At 40.1% G+C, this 17,088-nt stretch carries 17 protein-coding genes, 4 pseudogenes and 1 CRISPR repeat array; of the genes and pseudogenes, 13 read left to right on the top strand and 8 right to left on the bottom strand.

Going from position 1 to position 17,088, the window contains the following annotated elements; translation table 11 throughout:
* Positions 1 to 161: 161 nt before the first annotated feature.
* A pseudogene (locus H6G26_RS31005) lies at positions 162 to 347 on the bottom strand (adenylate/guanylate cyclase domain-containing protein); the annotation flags it as partial.
* A gap of 162 nt (positions 348 to 509) precedes the next feature.
* Between H6G26_RS31005 and aroA the strand changes: the two are divergent.
* The 6 genes from aroA (at position 510) to H6G26_RS30975 (ending at position 7,103) form a co-directional block, all read left to right on the top strand.
* The gene (gene aroA / locus H6G26_RS31000) at positions 510 to 1,790 is read left to right on the top strand and encodes a 3-phosphoshikimate 1-carboxyvinyltransferase (RefSeq protein WP_190734388.1); all 1,281 of its coding nucleotides are present in this window, start codon (positions 510 to 512) and stop codon (positions 1,788 to 1,790) included.
* Between the two features lie 328 nt (positions 1,791 to 2,118).
* Positions 2,119 to 3,216, top strand: coding sequence for a fatty acid desaturase (locus H6G26_RS30995; protein WP_190734385.1), 1,098 nt, complete (start codon positions 2,119 to 2,121; stop codon positions 3,214 to 3,216).
* A gap of 492 nt (positions 3,217 to 3,708) precedes the next feature.
* Complete coding sequence (locus H6G26_RS30990; protein ID WP_199327167.1) at positions 3,709 to 4,269, top strand: PEP-CTERM sorting domain-containing protein; 561 nt, start codon at positions 3,709 to 3,711, stop codon at positions 4,267 to 4,269.
* Positions 4,270 to 4,485: 216 nt separating this feature from the next.
* Positions 4,486 to 6,075, top strand: a complete 1,590-nt coding sequence (locus H6G26_RS30985; RefSeq protein WP_190734381.1) for an alkaline phosphatase — start codon at positions 4,486 to 4,488, stop codon at positions 6,073 to 6,075.
* A gap of 350 nt (positions 6,076 to 6,425) precedes the next feature.
* Positions 6,426 to 6,605 (top strand): chlorophyll a/b-binding protein, encoded by a 180-nt coding sequence (locus tag H6G26_RS30980; protein WP_012407782.1) that lies wholly within the window; start codon positions 6,426 to 6,428, stop codon positions 6,603 to 6,605.
* A gap of 174 nt (positions 6,606 to 6,779) precedes the next feature.
* The gene (locus tag H6G26_RS30975; RefSeq protein ID WP_190734379.1) at positions 6,780 to 7,103 is read left to right on the top strand and encodes a hypothetical protein; all 324 of its coding nucleotides are present in this window, start codon (positions 6,780 to 6,782) and stop codon (positions 7,101 to 7,103) included.
* Positions 7,104 to 7,603: 500 nt separating this feature from the next.
* Positions 7,604 to 8,221: direct repeats of the CRISPR family, unit length 37 nt; unit sequence ATTGCAATTACCTAAAATCCCTATTAGGGATTGAAAC.
* A 93-nt stretch (positions 8,222 to 8,314) separates the two neighbouring features.
* Here the strand turns inward: H6G26_RS30975 and H6G26_RS30970 are convergent.
* A complete protein-coding gene (locus tag H6G26_RS30970; RefSeq protein WP_190734377.1) occupies positions 8,315 to 9,103 on the bottom strand; it encodes an ion transporter in 789 nt (262 codons plus the stop codon).
* A gap of 88 nt (positions 9,104 to 9,191) precedes the next feature.
* On the opposite strand from H6G26_RS30970, the gene H6G26_RS30965 reads away from it, so the two are divergent.
* Positions 9,192 to 9,623 carry a nucleoside deaminase gene (locus tag H6G26_RS30965; protein WP_190734396.1) on the top strand — a complete coding sequence of 144 codons (432 nt, stop codon included), beginning with the start codon at positions 9,192 to 9,194 and terminating at the stop codon, positions 9,621 to 9,623.
* Between the two features lie 58 nt (positions 9,624 to 9,681).
* Here H6G26_RS30965 and H6G26_RS30960 read toward each other — a convergent pair.
* The 3 genes and pseudogenes from H6G26_RS30960 to H6G26_RS30950 all read right to left on the bottom strand — a co-directional run.
* Positions 9,682 to 9,882, bottom strand: a pseudogene (locus H6G26_RS30960) (ATP-binding protein); the annotation flags it as partial.
* A gap of 180 nt (positions 9,883 to 10,062) precedes the next feature.
* Positions 10,063 to 10,881 (bottom strand): hypothetical protein, encoded by an 819-nt coding sequence (locus H6G26_RS30955; RefSeq protein WP_190734375.1) that lies wholly within the window; start codon positions 10,879 to 10,881, stop codon positions 10,063 to 10,065.
* A pseudogene (locus H6G26_RS30950) lies at positions 10,878 to 11,270 on the bottom strand (cation-translocating P-type ATPase C-terminal domain-containing protein); the annotation flags it as partial. The pseudogene H6G26_RS30950 and the gene H6G26_RS30955, both read right to left, overlap by 4 nt.
* Here H6G26_RS30950 and H6G26_RS43025 point away from each other — a divergent pair.
* Positions 11,271 to 11,531, top strand: a pseudogene (locus H6G26_RS43025) (ATP-binding protein); the annotation flags it as partial.
* Between the two features lie 369 nt (positions 11,532 to 11,900).
* Here the strand turns inward: H6G26_RS43025 and cynS are convergent.
* Entirely contained in the window at positions 11,901 to 12,341 is a 441-nt protein-coding gene (gene cynS / locus H6G26_RS30940; protein WP_190734392.1) for a cyanase, read from the bottom strand.
* Between the two features lie 337 nt (positions 12,342 to 12,678).
* Between cynS and H6G26_RS42155 the strand changes: the two genes are divergently transcribed.
* Positions 12,679 to 12,825: a hypothetical protein gene (locus tag H6G26_RS42155; RefSeq protein ID WP_206757569.1), complete on the top strand. Its 147-nt coding sequence runs from the start codon at positions 12,679 to 12,681 to the stop codon at positions 12,823 to 12,825.
* A gap of 84 nt (positions 12,826 to 12,909) precedes the next feature.
* Here H6G26_RS42155 and H6G26_RS30930 read toward each other — a convergent pair whose 3' ends face one another.
* Both H6G26_RS30930 and H6G26_RS30925 read right to left on the bottom strand, forming a co-directional pair.
* Positions 12,910 to 13,323 carry a GNAT family N-acetyltransferase gene (locus H6G26_RS30930; RefSeq protein WP_190734371.1) on the bottom strand — a complete coding sequence of 138 codons (414 nt, stop codon included), beginning with the start codon at positions 13,321 to 13,323 and terminating at the stop codon, positions 12,910 to 12,912.
* Between the two features lie 173 nt (positions 13,324 to 13,496).
* Positions 13,497 to 14,402, bottom strand: coding sequence for an amino acid ABC transporter substrate-binding protein (locus H6G26_RS30925; RefSeq protein ID WP_190734369.1), 906 nt, complete (start codon positions 14,400 to 14,402; stop codon positions 13,497 to 13,499).
* A gap of 101 nt (positions 14,403 to 14,503) precedes the next feature.
* On the opposite strand from H6G26_RS30925, the gene H6G26_RS30920 reads away from it, so the two are divergent.
* The 4 genes from H6G26_RS30920 to H6G26_RS30905 form a co-directional block, all read left to right on the top strand.
* Positions 14,504 to 14,848, top strand: coding sequence for a Coq4 family protein (locus H6G26_RS30920; protein WP_190734390.1), 345 nt, complete (start codon positions 14,504 to 14,506; stop codon positions 14,846 to 14,848).
* A 17-nt stretch (positions 14,849 to 14,865) separates the two neighbouring features.
* On the top strand, positions 14,866 to 15,069 hold the full coding sequence (locus H6G26_RS30915) for a hypothetical protein (protein ID WP_190734367.1): 204 nt from the start codon (positions 14,866 to 14,868) through the stop codon (positions 15,067 to 15,069).
* Positions 15,070 to 15,394: 325 nt separating this feature from the next.
* A complete protein-coding gene (locus H6G26_RS30910) occupies positions 15,395 to 15,571 on the top strand; it encodes a hypothetical protein (protein WP_242053979.1) in 177 nt (58 codons plus the stop codon).
* A 318-nt stretch (positions 15,572 to 15,889) separates the two neighbouring features.
* Positions 15,890 to 17,088: serine/threonine-protein kinase (locus H6G26_RS30905; RefSeq protein WP_190734365.1), on the top strand; the 1,199-nt coding region annotated here is incomplete at its 3' end.

The following is a 17,088-nucleotide window of genomic DNA, read 5'->3' as shown; positions in this document are numbered from 1 at the left end:
TGGTTCTGGAATCATGTCACTCAGAAATTCATATTGAGCACGGGTCAGATTGCTGGGGTATGCTTTACTCATGTTGCTCTCTCAGTGCTGTCTACTATATATTCACAGCGTATACTGAGAGAGCTTTTTTACCATTTCTTTGACTTTTCAAACAGCCTCTTAGACTCAATTCGAGCAGCCAAATTAACATAGCTGCCAACAACTGTATATTGAGCGCGTTTTTGAGAACCAACATTTTCCGCTACGGCCTCGCCTGTATTAATCTCGATTCCCATTTCGAGGATTGAGAAATTCATTTGCTCCATTTCATATTGATAATGCCTGAGTTCTAGATTAGTCAGGTGAATAAATCAAGTATTCCCAAAAGCGGAGTCAGATTTTCCACTCAACTACGAGCCATTGGGCATGGGTTAATCTCAATATTCCTGCTTCCCCTGCCCCTTTTGGCCACAATATGTCAATATATCAATATATAAAGTTGTAGCTAACCGCCTACTTAGAGGTTTAACGTGGATACCATTGCAATTCCTGCTCTAGATCGGCCAGTGGATGCCACGGTAGAAATTCCCGGTTCTAAAAGTCTTACCAATCGAGCGCTGCTTGTCGCTGCTTTGGCAGAAGGTGACTCCGTTTTAGAAAATGCTTTATTTAGTGAAGATAGCGAGTATTTTGCCAAATGCGTAGAGCAATTGGGCATCCCCATTACTTTGAATCCTCATCAAGCACAGATTCAAGTCGCCGGAAGAGGAGGCGAGATTCCAGCTAAACAGGCAGATTTATTTGTGGGTTTGGCAGGTACAGCAGCACGGTTTATCTCGGCGCTGGTGGCATTGGGTAACGGTGAATATCGTCTAGATGGCGTTCCCCGAATGCGAGAACGGCCGATGGGTGACTTGTTAACGGTACTAGAAGCAGGCGGAGCAACCATTAACTTTGAAGGAAACTCCGGCTTTATGCCCTACGCCGTCTATAGTAAGGGATTCGCTGGCGGAAATTTTAGTTTAAAAGCTAACCAAACAAGTCAGCAACTTTCAGCACTGCTAATGATTGCGCCTTATGCTCAACAAGATACGAACATTGAGGTTGAGGGGACATTAGTTTCTCAATCTTACGTCAAAATGACCTGTCGTCTGATGGCGGATTTTGGTGTTGAGGTGAATCAAATCGGCGATAATCAATTTCAGATTAAAGCGGGTCAACGTTACCAAGCTCGACATTACACAGTAGAACCCGATGCGTCAAATGCTTCTTACTTTTTTGCCGCCGCCGCCGTCACGGGTGGACGGGTGCGCGTCAAACATTTGACTAAACAATCTTGCCAGGGTGATATTCTGTGGCTGGATGTTTTAGAACAGATGGGTTGCCAAATTAAAGATTCGGATGATTACACCGAAGTGACAGGGCCGAAGCAATTGCAAGGCATCGACATTGATATGAATGATATATCAGATTTGGTGCAAACATTAGGAGCGATCGCGCCCTTTGCCAGTTCACCGATTACGATTCGTAACGTGGAACATATTCGATATAAGGAAACCGATCGAATTAAAGCTGTTGTCACAGAGTTACGTCGGCTGGGAGTCAAGGTTGAAGAATTTGCAGATAGACTGAAAATTGAGCCTGGCCCCATTACCCCGGCGGCGATTGAAACCTATCACGATCATCGAATGGCGATGGCTTTTGCTGTCACAGGCTTGAAGGTTCCAGGCATTGTAATTAAAGATCCTGGCTGTACAGCGAAAACCTTTCCAGATTACTTTACTAGATTCTTCCAAATGTTAGAACAATAAGAAACTAGTACCGCAAAATTCACCCAATTGGTGGAAAACAGAAGTAACTTCATAAGCAACAAAAGATTGTTTTCCATTCTTTTCATACTGAAGAACTGCTTCCCTTGCTCCTGCGATCGCCCTTCTCTAGTTGATTTTTACATTATTCCTATCTCTCCATCCTTTTTTTTGCGAAGGTCTTGGAGATCAGTTAGCTTTTGGAATGTCTTAGTATAGACTTTCATAAGTTCGTAATCCATAAAATTACGAAAGACTCTGCGTTTAAAAACGCTACGATTTACCGCAAAACTGTATTTAGTTCAATTCTTTACGTGAGTGACAATGATTTATGAATGTTAGTACTGATCAAACACTGATTCACCAGAAAATATATGCGAAAGAATTACGTTCCCTCATTCCACCTGAAGCATTTATCCCAGATCCAAGTAAGTTAGTTATCTTGTTCATTAATCTGGCAATTTTGATACTAGGGTGGATGATAGCGGCTCGCTTAGATTGTTGGTTGCCATCTCTTTTATGGCTTTATCTTCCCCTAAGTATCATTATGGGTAATAGCGTGGTTGTCTTACTATTTAGCACCCACGATCTGATGCATGGTAGCGTGATTAAAAACGCCCGATTAATTTATATCATTGGCTTTCTAGGACTAACAATGTTGTGGATGCCACCAACACTGTGGAAAGCGGTTCATAACCGAGTACATCATAATCACACTAATGATTTTGGTGACCCCGATCGCAATTACTTATATGAACAGTCTTCAACCTGGGGAAAATGGATTCAGGATTTATTTGTGCCTTCTAGTGAAGTCAATCCTATATGGCTCGTAGTCGGATTAACATCAGCTTGGGGAGTACATACTTTTCGTAATCTCACATCTGTGCTATTTTTCAATCGTGAATCTGTCGATTATGTTCCTGCTGCATTTACAGTTAGTGCCAAAGATCGTCGAGCGATCGCAGGGGAATTATTGATGATGATAACAATTCATCTGAGCATCCTTGCCTATCTACAGTTTGAACCCCTTAAACTCATACTCGGCTACTTTTTACCTATTGGAATTGGCTATGGTGGGGTAATGTTTTATATTTATACCAATCATATGCTTTGTAGGATGACTAGCGTTAATGATCCACTTATTAATAGTATATCTCTCCGGGTTTATAAAATATTTGACCTGTTGCATTTAAATTTCTCTCACCATACTGAACATCATATTTTTCCAGGAATGAACTCTGACTATTACTTCATAGTTAGGGATTTGTTAGAAACTCACTATTCTGAAGACTTTAATTTATTTGATGCTGGGGAGGCTTGGAACTTGCTGCTGCAAACTCCCCGACATTATAAAGATGAAAATACTTTTACAGATTGGTCAGGTAAAAAATCTGTTCCCTGTTCTACAAGCGACAATTCAAAGAGTTAAAGAAAGTACGATGGGCAGCTTTCTTCCAGTAATAACTGCCCTTTGCCTCCTGCCTTCGTTGATAATAGATTATGTTCCGTAATTAATACTTTTGGCGGATGCTTTAAAAGCCAATGTATACATAACGATTTCCATTTGAACGCGGGACATAGCAATGCCATGTCCCGTTTAAGACCCCCACCAAATTGAAAATTTGGTGGGGGTCTTTTGTAGTGGCGGATCTGAATGCCATACTGATTGATTCTGAATTCTGCATTATTCTTCAATTTTACCTTTAATTAAAGTCTGCTTAAACTCCTAACTATAAAATAGGATGATTCCAATTAATTGGAAACTTGTTTCTTGTTCTTAAAAAAGGGAAAATCATTGATTAAGATCACTTTTCTAATCAGTGATAAATACTAATTTAAGAAAGAAGTAGTTTAGAAACAAATTATTTCTCCACTTTGAAGTGTGCATTGGTTACAGAAGTTTATTGTGAGGAAAACTGAGATGAAATTGGTTCCCCAACTAGTTCTTGCTGCTGCTAGTCTTACATTAGGCCTTGTTACTGTAGATTCAAAATCTGTATCTGCTGCAATTATTAATTACGCTTTCACAGTTGAGAGCATGGAAAAGAAGGGAAATGGCTTTTTTAGCTTTGATGACTCAACTTTCAGTAATGAAGTTAATCCTGTAGCCACCATTAATTCTCTCTCTTTTCAATTTGACGGTGATTCTACCGTTTACACTGAACAAGATGATAACAAATATCCAGAATTTCCTCTTGTATTTCAAACCACATCCTTAACAGGACAAACAAATTTTGCATTAGATTATCTGTTCAACGATAAATCTAATCCTTCCAGTTCTATCAGTTACGAAATCATCGGTGAGGATTTTACAATTTTCTCTAGAACTTCTCCAGATGCTCAACCCATATTAGGTAAAGTTTCCTATACACAAGTACCTGAACCTACACCTGTAGTTGGCACTTTGTTTGCTTGTAGCCTGGGCTGGATGATGAAGAGAAAAGTAACATCAATGAAAAGCTTAAAATCTAAGCTTGGTTAAGGTGATATTAACGCTTTCTTTGCCAAGGATTAATCTGTTATTAGTAGGCTTTTATGTAGCAACATAACATCTAACACATTGATAATAAAAGAAAAATTGGGGATTAAAACCTGATTTTGGTAAGGGAATTAGTTATGAAGTTTGCCTACGATTACCCTGCCTTCTTTGTGTTAGCTGTTGGTGTGCTTTAAGTTACCTGTTACTCAGGAGTAGAGAATGGTAGATTACCGGAATTTTGAGCAGTTCCTGCACAGTCGAATGAAACGACGCAACTTAATTATCGGGGCAGGAGCGTTGTCTGGTTTAGCGATCGCTAACCAATTTTCTCCTCAAAGAGCGATAGCTAGAGGCAGATTTTCCAATTATCCTTTTACCTTGGGTGTAGCGTCGGGTGAACCCTATCCTACCAGCGTAGTGATTTGGACTCGTCTTGCTCCTGAACCATTAAACGGAGGTGGAATGTCACCTCTTAATGTGCCAATTCGTTGGGAAGTAGCAACTGATCCCGATATGAGGCGCATTGTCTCTAGAGGTACGGTACTGGCAACCCCAGAACTAGCTCACTCAGTACGAGTTGTGGTAGAAGGGCTGCAATCTGATACTTGGTACTGGTATCGGTTTCTTGTGGGCCAAGATGCTAGCCCTATTGGTCGCACTCGTACAGCGCCTCTAGCAAATAGCTACTTGAGTAAATTTAACTTTGGTCTAGTCTCCTGCCAAAACTATCAACAGGGATTCTATACCGCCTACAAATATCTAGCACAGGAAGACCTCGATTTAGTAGTGCATGTTGGTGATTACATCTATGAAGGGGGAATCTCAGACAATGGCCCCAGACAACACAATGGTTTAGAAATTTTTACTTTAGAGGATTACCGCAACCGTCACGCCCTCTATAAAACTGATACTAATCTGCAAGCAGCTCATGCAGCATTTCCCTGGATTGTCACTTGGGATGACCACGAAGTAGAAAACAACTACGCCGACGACATCTCCCAAGTTGATACCGAACCAGATCAGGATCGGGCAATTTTCCTCCAACGGCGGGCTATTGCTTATCAGGCTTATTACGAACATATGCCACTGCGCCCCTTCTCGCGTCCTGTTGGCCCAGATATGCAACTTTACCGTAGGCTTTCCTTTGGTAACTTAGCCACCTTCCATGTCTTAGATACCCGCCAATATCGCACCAATCAGCCTTGTGATGATGGTACTAAAGAACGTTGCCCAGAAAATTTAGATCCGAATGCAACAATTACTGGTAAAGCACAGGAAAATTGGTTATTCGATGGTCTAAATAGCTCACACTCCAAGTGGAATGTTTTGGCGCAGCAAGTACCCATTGCTCAACGAGACATGACACCAGGTCCTGGCGGAACTTACAGCATGGATAAATGGGATGGTTATGTGGCTTCGCGCGATCGCCTCATGGCTTTCCTCGGACAGCGCCGCCCTTCTAATCCAGTATCCTTGGCAGGCGATGTGCATTCCCACTGGGCGATGAACCTGAAGGTTAACTTTGATAACCCACAATCCGCCACCGTTGGTAGTGAATTCGTCTGTTCCTCAATTAGCTCCGGTGGAGATGGAGCAGATACTAATCCCACCGTTGAAGCTTACTTACCAGATAACCCACACATTAAATTTTTCAACGGTCAACGGGGCTATGTTCGCTGTGCGCTGACTCCTACAACTTGGAAAACAGATTATCTAGTTATGTCAAACGTCACAACCCCATCTGGCACCATTAGTAAACGGGCTTCATTTGTGGTTGAAGATGGTCGTCCAGAAATACAACAAGCTTAATCGTTTAATTCCCAGGTATTGAAACCAGATAATCACAGGTAGAAATAGGTAAATCATTAGCGTTTATCTATTTCTATTTGTGTTTTCATTTTCAGAAAATAAAAGTTCAAGTACTATCTAAGTATAATATGATGCGATTTTTTTTAATCAAACGCAGTTTAACTCACTAATTACTGCGATCGCCAGAAAGCTAAATTAGCTCCCACATAATCTGGTGCCAAAACATTAGTCAAGTAGTTTTGTGTTCAGATTTTCTTTATTTACTCAATGTTGCATTTTTTCAAACATCTGTTACATTACTTTACAGACAGTTACAACTGCTACAACACTTGAACTTTGGAGTTTTACTGATGACAGGTTTTAAGAATCCTGCGCCTATTGTTTCAGAAGATCCTAATGCTGTGCGTTTTGGCTTCACTCCTCAGAGTGAAAACTGGAACGGTCGTCTTGCAATGATTGGTTTTCTATCTGCCATTTTGATTGAAGCTTTTTCTGGTCAAGGCTTACTCCATTTCTGGGGCATCCTCTAAATTGATCATAGTAAGGGCGCACGCCTGTGGGCCCCTACTGTTCATTTTCCATGCAAGTCATTCATTTCTAACCTATGGCAGTTGTTGCAATTGGTGCAAAATATCAGATTTTTCCGGTTAAGCGAAAATATAAGTGAATAATTACTTTACATCGAATATGTATAGCTAAAACTCATGGATATACCTCAACGCGTATCAGTCCGCTACAAAGACGCGTCCTTCAACACTAATGAAATCCGCTTGAGAACTTTTCGGCTTGGGTTACAAACATGGGAAGAACAAACTAAGCCTAGAAAAACAGAGCTTTATCAGTTTATATCGTCTTGCTTGAAACAAGTTGACCGCCAAGATCGTTTTATGTTTTCTCTGCTGTTCATAGAATTAACAGACCTCATACGCAATTCTTCGCTAGAAAGGGGAACGAAAGAGGTTCTGATTAAAACAGCTTTTACAGAGTTTGCTTGTGCAATAACAGACTTTGAAGACGTTGCTAAGTAAGGTTGGTCACGAGGGTGCTGGTATTGCATAGGCGTAGCCTAACCCAGGTATGGCCTTGAAGTCAGCTAACCTAATCAGGTAGGATATTTATTACAGCAGTTTTCTTTTGCATGAAGTAGAAAGTCACTGGTTTTGAGGCAGGAGGCAGCTATGCTGGAGGCAGGAGGAAGAAGAATAATTTGATTTGTGAATCCTTGGTTCTGTACCTCATTTAGTTGCAAAGTGCTGTAAGTAAGCAGCTTTACCATCAGATTAGTTAGTTTATTCGCTAAATGCGCGGATAGGTAGGTGTTCGGGAAGGAGTGACTACAAAAATGGCTGAATTGCCCTCTATGCAATAACTTGGGAGTGCTCGCATTTCTAAACCATCCGCGCACCTTATGGGGACTAGTTTTCAGCCATTTGCCTCTAGCCAAATTATAACTCCTCGTGTTATGAGCCTTAAATTCGCGCAATCGAACCTTGAAAACCAAATAAGGCAAGACTTTTACAAGCCAATCATTGCAATTACCTAAAATCCCTATTAGGGATTGAAACAACAGACCGCCAAGCGAAACTACTTGATTAAAGAATTGCAATTACCTAAAATCCCTATTAGGGATTGAAACTTATCTATTGGCGTCCTGGTTCAGTTGTTCTTTTTGATGAGGTTGGATTGCAATTACCTAAAATCCCTATTAGGGATTGAAACTTATCTATTGATTTCGACGAGGAGACATCCACCAATTGCAATTACCTAAAATCCCTATTAGGGATTGAAACAGCCTAGCCAAAATTGACACCGCAGGACTAATTGAATTGCAATTACCTAAAATCCCTATTAGGGATTGAAACGCGTTTCTGAGGCGCTACACTTGGACGTTAGCGAATTGCAATTACCTAAAATCCCTATTAGGGATTGAAACGAAAGATTATTTAACTTAGAACAAGAACGCCAAAATTGCAATTACCTAAAATCCCTATTAGGGATTGAAACTGCTTTTCTAGCTTGTTTGCTTTCTGTATATAGAATTGCAATTACCTAAAATCCCTATTAGGGATTGAAACGATGAGGCATCTTTAACTCAAAAAGCCGAGCAGCATTGCAATTACCTAAAATCCCTATTAGGAATTGAAACATCAATGCCCATCTCAGGTTTGTCATCTAATTTACCACAAGATTGTAGCACACACTAAAATTTACCCTCCGTCAGCGCCACGACTTAACTCTCTCAATCAATGCGACTAGCTAACTTAGCCCCACACCTTTTACAAAATCCAGCATCTATATCATGGAAAGTCAAAGCACAACCAGAACAAACTGTTTCTACCTGATTAGTAGTTTTCACCACTCGCTTGATTAAATCTCCCACTTGCCAAGGAATCAGCGCAATTCCTGTAAAAATCATCAGTACCGTTAGCAAGCGCCCTAATTCAGAAATTGGAGTAACATCGCCAAATCCCACGGTTGTCATTGTGACAACAGAAAAATAGAATGCATCCAAAAATGTACCGTAATTTTGAGGATTAACCGGATGCTCTACTTGATAAATTAAACCAGAATAAATAAAAACAATTGCAAATAATGTAAATAATATTCGTGCAAAAATCATTCCATCTTCGGTGCTGATACTGGCGAAGAAAAATTTCCTATCGATAAATCTGATTAATCGTAAAATCCGAAACCATCGCAGCAGGCGGATAAAGCTGATATCTACCATTCCTAAAAAGAATGGCAAAATCGCCATTAAGTCAATAATCGAATAAAAGCTAAAAATATACTTAATTTTGTTTTCCGCACTCCACAGACGGAGTGAATATTCCGCCGCGAAGATAATGACGATCGCAGTATCGACTAGATGCAATTGGAATCGCACAGAATCAGGAATATTATAAGTTTCTGCCACAAAAATTCCTGATGATATTAGTACCATAGCGGCAAGGCTTAAATTAATCGCTTTACCTAATGGTGTTTCCAGGTCTTTTAAGTAGAATTCTGTTTCTTGTCTGCTCAGTAACATATTCGACCATTAACTAATTTTAATTCCCAGTTATAGCATTAGAAATACGATATTATTAATCATTATCCTTATGTTAACCTCCGCTTATATGAACCCAGAATATTTTATGCGTTTAGCTTTGGCAGAAGCAGAAAAAGGAGATGCACCTTACGGTGCTGTGATTGTCAAAGATAACGAAGTCATGGCCGCAGCTCATAACACTGTAAAGAGAGACAGCGATCCATCAGCCCATGCGGAAATTAATGTTATTCGTAGTTTAACAGCTAAACTTAAGAACCCTTCTTTAGAAGGTTATAGCATATATACAACTGGCGAACCTTGTCCCATGTGTGCCACTGCTTGTGTTTGGAGTGGTTTATCAGAAATTGTATATGGTGCTTCAATTCAAGATTTAATTTCATTAAACCAATCACAAATTTATATATCTTGTGAAGAGGTTATTGCTAAATCATTTAGAAAAATTAAGGTAAAAAAAGACCTTTTAAAAGTTGAATGTTTAGAATTATTTAAATTAACTTAAATTCATATAGTGCATTAATATAGTGTACGCACCTCGAAAATGTGATGCATTATTGATGCTAATGATGGTATAGCATTTTAAATGGGTAAATAGAGCGTACACTATCGAGTGGGCGGGCATAGAAAGGTAACTTAATAGTAAAAGTGGTACCTTTGCCGAATTCACTTTGCACATCTATGCTGCCGTGATCTGCCAAAATAATTGCTTGCGCGATCGCTAATCTTAATCCAGAACTGCCAGTACTAGGGGAGCGATCGCTCAACAGGCATCTTCCACAGTAATAAAATATCGGGTATGGGTTGATTGTGGCTTTTGAGTTGTCGTTTAGGAAGACAATAACTCTACTACATCAACCCTCTCTCTTCACCCTCTTATTTTGGCTAAGGTATTGAGTAAGTTATCACTTTTACAACATTACGTCTGTGTTCCAAGAGTAAAGTTATTTAAACTTGCATAGTTGAGAAGTCAAGACATTGTAGACAGGAGAAATTGATAAATAATAATCTGCGATCGGATCGATAATGACGTATTGAGCAGGGTTACCACTAATATTCAATGTGGCTAGAATGTTTTTCTGATTCAAGCTAAAAATTTTAATTCCTCTTTGAAACAAACGTTGAAATAGGTATGTAGTCTGAATTTTGAGCAGTTGACGCTTTTGTTCGGGATCGAGGAAACGATGCAAGGAGAACCTGAATTTGCGAAGGATTTCCGGAAAATCAGGAATGTTGAATGTCTGGCAGAATTCAGGACTAAATCCAGTTTCTATTTTCCCCAATGGAATACCCTCAATTTTTGGCATAAAGAGTACTCGTTTAAATAAAGCACTCCTAACGCCAGTTTGGAAATGCAAGTAAGCGGGACAAATCTGAAGTAGCAGTTTCTCTTGCTCGTTTAACTTGGTTTCAAATTCCCAGGCTAATTGTATGCTCCTAAAAAATTGTTTTCTGGGATTTTCTGCACAAGGGCGATCTTCGGAACATTTCAATGCCAGATTTGCATCAGGAAACACTCCTAATTTAGAATCATGGCAACCTAAGATGTGGATTCCTCTATGAAATTTCTCGGTGTAAGGATTGATATTGTATTTCTCTTTATTGTTTTCTAGCGTAGTAATGAAATCAACTAACCTGCGGATGAATTCAGAAGGGCTGACAGATTGTTTCTGTAATTGCTCATAAATGCATGGTTCCAGGTCAATTGCGATTTTACCTTGGGAGTAAGTCTGAACACCCAAAGGTGAAGCTGTTTTGTTCATATTTTGGAGTATTTACGAGAGGCATACCATCGAATAAATAGCTTTTCTGCTTCAATCCAGACAAACACTAGAGAACTAAATCCAACACAAACCAATAGCTCTAATCCACTCAGGTAATGAGTATTGAAGAAGGAACGGAATGGTTCAACATAAATAAGCATCAGTTGCAGGATACTGGTGACACCAACGGATAGGATAAGGTAGGGATTTGAGAAGGGATTCACCTCTAACATTAACCGCGTGTTGGAACGGATAGCCAGTGCGTGTCCCATTTGTGCTAAACAAAGCGTAGTAAACACCATAGTCTGCCAGCGATCGCGATCTAACAATTGGCTTTGTACCTGAGCAGTGTAGCCGTATGCCCAGACCATCATCAAGATAGTTATCACGAGGATCTGTCTGTTACCTTTGAATCTCTCCTGTTACTCCTGCCTCCGATTCAGGCACGGGTACTAGAAAGTTTAGTGATCGATCCCACCGATAGCCCTCATTCACGCCCCTATCTTCAGAAACATCAGTTTTCACGAGGTGGTGGTTTTCAGGGTGCTCTCACAAGATTGGAACAGAAAGGATTAATTTATGGAGCCAAAGCAGGGTATCGAGTGGCAATGCCACTTCTATCGTTTTGGCTCAAACATCGCATTTTGTAGCTTTAAAGTGTCGGTGAAAGTTGAACAAACCGTTTTGAAAGCATAAAGCAAGGAAATAGGCAAAGACGAATACAAAAATCTCCAGATATTACACAGACACTGCCACAATGAAAAGACATCTGAAGATGGTTCAGTTGTGAAGTACACATGATAATGTGCCGATTCATTGAGGAGCCGTGTAATGGGAAACTATTAAGCACGGTTTTGAAGACCAACGGGGCTGGTGACAACCTCGTTGAGTTTACTAGTGTCAATAAGATTTTCCAACAGAGGAAATCTGCTCTGAGCAATTTTTATGAAGTTAAATGTACATTAACAAACATGTGCAGACGCTTTGTTAGCCATTGAAAGTATCTACGCCCAAGAGAATTACCATTTTTTGTAAGGGAGGAATTTACCTGACATAACAATTTTCACGCGTTCGCCTTTTGGGTCTTCTTGCTTGTCTACATCCAAGGTAAAATCAATAGCACTCATAATTCCATCACCAAACTTTTCTTGAACTACATCTTTTAGTGGAAGTCCATACACCTGCATAATTTCATAGAACCGATAAATAAAAGGGTCAGTTGGAACAACAGCATCACTACCTTTTATCGGATATTTAGTCAGTTCCCTAGCATCGTCTATATCAAGCCCTAATATATCAACTAGTAACTTTGCTTCTTCAAGTGAAATACTCGCTTGACGGTAAATTACAGAGGCAATCCATACTTCGTTACATTGCAGAACTTCTGCTAATTCTGCAAAAGTCAGCCCTTTGTTTTCTTTGGCTGTTAAAAGTTTCTGGGTAATTTCAGTAATAGACATTTGGAGTAAAATAGGATTGAATTTATACATTAACAAGCATACACTAACTCAACACATTAAGCTCGAAACTCAGTTTTTGTATCTTGTTTAAAACTTAGCTGGGATTTTTTTGACCAGAGTAGTTGAAGAGCGATTATTTGCCGCTCCTTCGCTCTTTTTAACTTTTAGCTCAGTGTCAGCTTTCATTCTTTTTTACCGAAGTTGACCATTTTCACCAAGGAAGAATTGAGATAACTTTGTGCAGAGATATACAAACTTTCCCAAATCTCTTGATTGCGACTGATTTTTGTGATGCATCGCTATCTGTAACATCTATGATTTAACACTCAGCCGAATAATGGTGCAACTTTTCCGAAACTGCAAACAAGCAGAATATACAGGCACTTTGGTAACCCGAATTATCATCGTCTCCTGGATTTTGGGATTACGCCCCTCGCTCTTAAAAGCGATCGCGCCGCTCGAATTACCCAAACCCATCAAGTAGTTAGCCATTATACGCGAATACCAAAAATTCAGTGCCTTCATAGATGAACTCTGCCATCTTGCACATACCCATCTTTTGATGTGCTTAAAGTGATGCTTTGTTGTTTGCCTTGATGAACAGTATTCCTTCTCGCTCTGGTAAAAAATCTTTCAATTTTGCGAACATTTTCGCAGCAATACCTTGCCCACGCATATTTTCATCAACACAGATGGGACCATACAAGTAAGCATCTTTTGTACCAGCGTAGGCTTGTAACATCACCTTTACTATTGTTAAATTAGCAGTTGCCTTTGACCAACTGAGTAAAAATCCTACAACTTGCCCATCTTTGCGGGCTACAACGCTCGGCATTTTGGATATCGTCATCATCACTCCCTCTGGCTCAAGATGGCCTAACAACATACCACCATGTTCTGCGTCATTGGCTTGCGCCAACTTGAGAATTCCAGTAACATCGCTGAGGTTGGCACGGTCAATTACGATATCATTGCGACACATACTTGGTTGAAATAAGTGGGAGAAACACTCAAAATCAAAAAATTTTCTTTAATTTTATAAGAATAACAAAGCAGAGTAGATCAGAGATGTTGGGTATTGATATTCAAGCTTAGTTGTGCAAAAAACTGGTACGAATAGTTAATTAGATGATTTGGTGGGAAAAACTCATTATTTCACAGGTCACTCTTAGGAATTTCCTCACGAAATTCTATGACCAATTGCATAGTTTCCACTACCAAATCACGTAAATCCCGATTCAGCGCTATAGTGCCTTGAGGTCCAAACCAACGGTCAAAAATAGCGACATATCGCTGCTCCCCATTAACGAATCCTTGCATGAACTTGACTAGAGAATAGTTGACTGTATCCAAAAATTTCGAGTTATTTTCTGGCACCATGCAAGCGATACCTTCTCGTGAATAGGGGCGACCGGGTACGATTGCAAAAGCATCTGGATTTTTTTGCTGTTGCAGCCATCCTTCTAAAAGAATGCTATCGGATGAGAAAGCATCAATAGTATCTTCTTGCAAAGCTGTGTATCCCTCTGCCCTTGTTTTAAAATACACCAGTTTAGCTTGGGTTTGTACACGAGCGAGCGCCTGCTCATTTGTAGTTCCCGCCAGCACACCAATTCGCTTACCAATAAGGGATTCAGGGGAACCTATATTACTTCCCTTCTTAACTAATAATTGGGTTCCAGTCACACCGTAGCTGACAGAAAAATCTACTTTTTTATCTCGCTTCCATGTAAAACTAGTTGCATCACACACAATATCAACTTGTTGATTAACTATTTTAGGAATCCGCTCAGAAGGGCTAAGACCAACTAATTGCAATTTAATTTTTTTTCCTAAGTCTTTTTCTAATTGCTCTTTAATTAGAGTTAGCATATCTACAGAGTAGCCATTTAACTTTCCTTCACTATCCACATAGGCAAAAGGTAGCGCATCTCTACTAGTACCAGCTGTTAATACCCCTGTTCTTTTTACCTTTTGCATCACAGTCTCAGCACCTACCACATTAGGCATGAGCGTTGCAAACATCAGACTTAAAATAGGAATAGCAATTTTTTTATGCATAAGCCTTAAATTAGGTAGTTTTTTCAAAAATTAACTTTGATTTATATATCAAGTTCAAGAAACTATCACTATCTAGTACATAGTAAGGTCATCCAGTAACTATTCTTTACATTAGTATTCCTTCATGGCTCTGGTCAAAGAAAAATTTCAGTCAACCTCTGAACAATTTAGAAATTGGCTTACAAGCTTTTTATTTGGCACAACTTCAACTACCTTTAGCAAGCTTGTTGATTGCCAACGCACTAATTTCTGTAAGTCTGTGGCGACCGCAATTTCTCTCTCCTCTGCTGATGGCGATCTCGCAAGGATGGAACATGGGCAACAACGCTAAACCCTTGATTGCTCAAAAATGGGAACATTTATGGGAAAAGCCTGTGGTACTATTGCGTGCAGAATTAAATGTACAACCAGTTAATTTCTGTGAATTTGCCTTGAGATCAATTTGATTGCAAGTTGAATAGAGATGTCCCGCAAGCTTTTTTGGCATATCATTCGTTTGACCTATCCTTGGTTGCCGCTGTTTATAACTCTGTGGCGCATCATCAGATTAACAGGTGTCGACCGTTGCCGCGCCCAAGTTCGATTGTGGATACTCTTGAGCCGGATTGATTTTGCTAGTTTAATAGCACTCGCTAGCGACCTGATTCAACCCGAATTCTGGGCTTGACAAGACTCAAGTCTAAAACATCTCCTAAATTGCTTAGGATTTGTGTAAAAATAACCTGAACAATTTTTGTGCGAAAGCTAGATTTAGCAAGCTATTCCAAATAAATTTTGTACAACTTATTTTTACATGATGCCTTAAGTCCGCCAAATTTTAACTCTTGACAATCCCGAACCCCGAAGCAAGGGCGTTCGCTGGGCGATTTTCACCGCCAATGATTTCAGTTACACCGTGAGAATGTGGGATGGCGAGTACGCCGTTGGGTTACAGCACCTAAAGTCTTACGATTACTTGTCTGCTGAATGTGAGCAGATACAGTCCTTGAGCGATGCCTGCGGCGGGCTACGCCTACGCCTTGCGCGAATATATTCAGATTCGCTCTTTGGAGACAGTTAAAAATCTCTTGCAGTCGTTGGGTAAATTGAATGGTCTTTATTTGACGGCTGCCGAAGAGAAATTGTTGAATGTACTGGAGTCAGAATATGGGAAAGAGATAACACCCTAAACAATTTTGGCAATTTGGCATCCAATGTTTTTGGGTTGCAGTTTCAATGGAGATATCAACACAACGGGACAGTCAAGAAGTTGTACGAGGGATAGGGCAAAACTTTCCGCTTCTGGTGTCCCGTGCTACGCCAGTTGTCAAACGAGTGCTGTAGAATGGCTCTACATAATTGATACAGCCCTCAACAGAGTTCAGTTAAAGCTCTACAACTGGCTAGAAATGAACAAAACCAAATAGAACCTCAAAAATGAAAAATGTAGATAGCTGGATTGCTGTATAGTTTGGGTTATGCCAGATTATCCTCTCAAGAGTTGCTCTATGATCGCTCTACCTGGTATTGCTATCCAAAACAAAATATACGAAAGTTCCAATTCTCTAGTGTACCGGGGCATCAGAGACGATGGAGTAGGGATCATCGTAAAAATGCTAAAGCTTGATTATCCCTCACCTCAAGAACTAACTCGCTACAGACAGGAATATAAAATTACCCGTTCTCTGACAGTGCAAGGAGTTGTCAAGGCATACAACCAGCAAGACTATCAACGGACTCTGCTGATTATCTTAGAAGATTTTGGCGGAGAGTCCCTAGAGAAATGGATGCACCAGCGTCCAGATATCTTCTGCCCCATGCCTTTATCCACTTTTCTAGGTCTTGCGATCGCTATTTGCGACATTCTAGGCAAAATCCATGCAGCCAATGTCATTCATAAAGATATCAACCCTGGAAACATAGTCTTTAATCTTGATACTGGCGTTGTCAAAATTATTGATTTTGGGATTGCCACCCAATTTAACTGCACGAATCCGACTTTTAAAAGTCCTCATGTTTTAGAAGGAACACTCGCATACTTATCTCCAGAGCAAACCGGGCGGATGAACCGTTTGCTCGATTACCGCACCGATTTTTACTCCCTTGGTGTGACATTCTACGAACTGCTAACCGGACATCTGCCGTTTCCAACAACGGATATTCTGGAACTAGTCCATTGTCATATTGCTAAACAGCCATCTTCACCTCATGAAATAAATACAAAGATTCCCAAAGCAGTTTCAGATATAATTCTGAAACTGATGGCGAAAAATGCAGAAGATCGCTATCAGAGTTCGTGGGGAATCAAAGCGGATTTAGAAATCTGTGTTCAACAATTAGAAGAAATAGGTCAAATCTCTAGCATTCAACTTGGGCTTCAAGATGTTTGCGATCAGTTTGAAATTCCCCAAAAACTGTATGGACGGGACAAGGAAATTGCAATATTACTGGCAGCTTTTGACCGTGTAGCGTGTCCAGAAAACAATCGCATCCCTTCTTTACCAAACAATTCAGAAACGACTTCACAAAGCGAACAAACGGGCAATCCAAAATTCCAAGTTGAAATGATGTTGGTATCTGGCTACGCTGGAATTGGCAAATCTGCGTTAGTGCAGGAAATCTATAAACCAATTACCCAAAAGCGTGGCTATTTTATCTCTGGGAAATTTGATCAATTCGGGCGCAATATTCCTTACAGCGCGATCGC

This window comes from Nostoc sp. FACHB-888, assembly GCF_014696655.1.
GTDB lineage: Bacteria > Cyanobacteriota > Cyanobacteriia > Cyanobacteriales > Nostocaceae > Nostoc.
This window is presented reverse-complemented; position numbering and strand designations above follow the sequence as displayed.

Excerpts from the sequence above, each read along its gene's own strand:
- H6G26_RS30930 (WP_190734371.1), bottom strand. The coding sequence starts at position 13,323 with ATGTGTCGCAATGATATCGTAATTGACCGTGCCAACCTCAGCGATGTT.
- H6G26_RS30995 (WP_190734385.1), top strand. The coding sequence starts at position 2,119 with ATGAATGTTAGTACTGATCAAACACTGATTCACCAGAAAATATATGCG.
- H6G26_RS30985 (WP_190734381.1), top strand. The coding sequence starts at position 4,486 with ATGGTAGATTACCGGAATTTTGAGCAGTTCCTGCACAGTCGAATGAAA.
- H6G26_RS30990 (WP_199327167.1), top strand. The coding sequence starts at position 3,709 with ATGAAATTGGTTCCCCAACTAGTTCTTGCTGCTGCTAGTCTTACATTA.
- H6G26_RS30980 (WP_012407782.1), top strand. The coding sequence starts at position 6,426 with ATGACAGGTTTTAAGAATCCTGCGCCTATTGTTTCAGAAGATCCTAAT.
- H6G26_RS30925 (WP_190734369.1), bottom strand. The coding sequence starts at position 14,402 with ATGCATAAAAAAATTGCTATTCCTATTTTAAGTCTGATGTTTGCAACG.
- H6G26_RS30970 (WP_190734377.1), bottom strand. The coding sequence starts at position 9,103 with ATGTTACTGAGCAGACAAGAAACAGAATTCTACTTAAAAGACCTGGAA.
- H6G26_RS30955 (WP_190734375.1), bottom strand. The coding sequence starts at position 10,881 with ATGAACAAAACAGCTTCACCTTTGGGTGTTCAGACTTACTCCCAAGGT.
- H6G26_RS30910 (WP_242053979.1), top strand. The coding sequence starts at position 15,395 with ATGCCTGCGGCGGGCTACGCCTACGCCTTGCGCGAATATATTCAGATT.
- H6G26_RS30915 (WP_190734367.1), top strand. The coding sequence starts at position 14,866 with ATGTCCCGCAAGCTTTTTTGGCATATCATTCGTTTGACCTATCCTTGG.
- H6G26_RS42155 (WP_206757569.1), top strand. The coding sequence starts at position 12,679 with ATGGTGCAACTTTTCCGAAACTGCAAACAAGCAGAATATACAGGCACT.
- H6G26_RS30975 (WP_190734379.1), top strand. The coding sequence starts at position 6,780 with ATGGATATACCTCAACGCGTATCAGTCCGCTACAAAGACGCGTCCTTC.
- H6G26_RS30965 (WP_190734396.1), top strand. The coding sequence starts at position 9,192 with ATGAACCCAGAATATTTTATGCGTTTAGCTTTGGCAGAAGCAGAAAAA.
- cynS (WP_190734392.1), bottom strand. The coding sequence starts at position 12,341 with ATGTCTATTACTGAAATTACCCAGAAACTTTTAACAGCCAAAGAAAAC.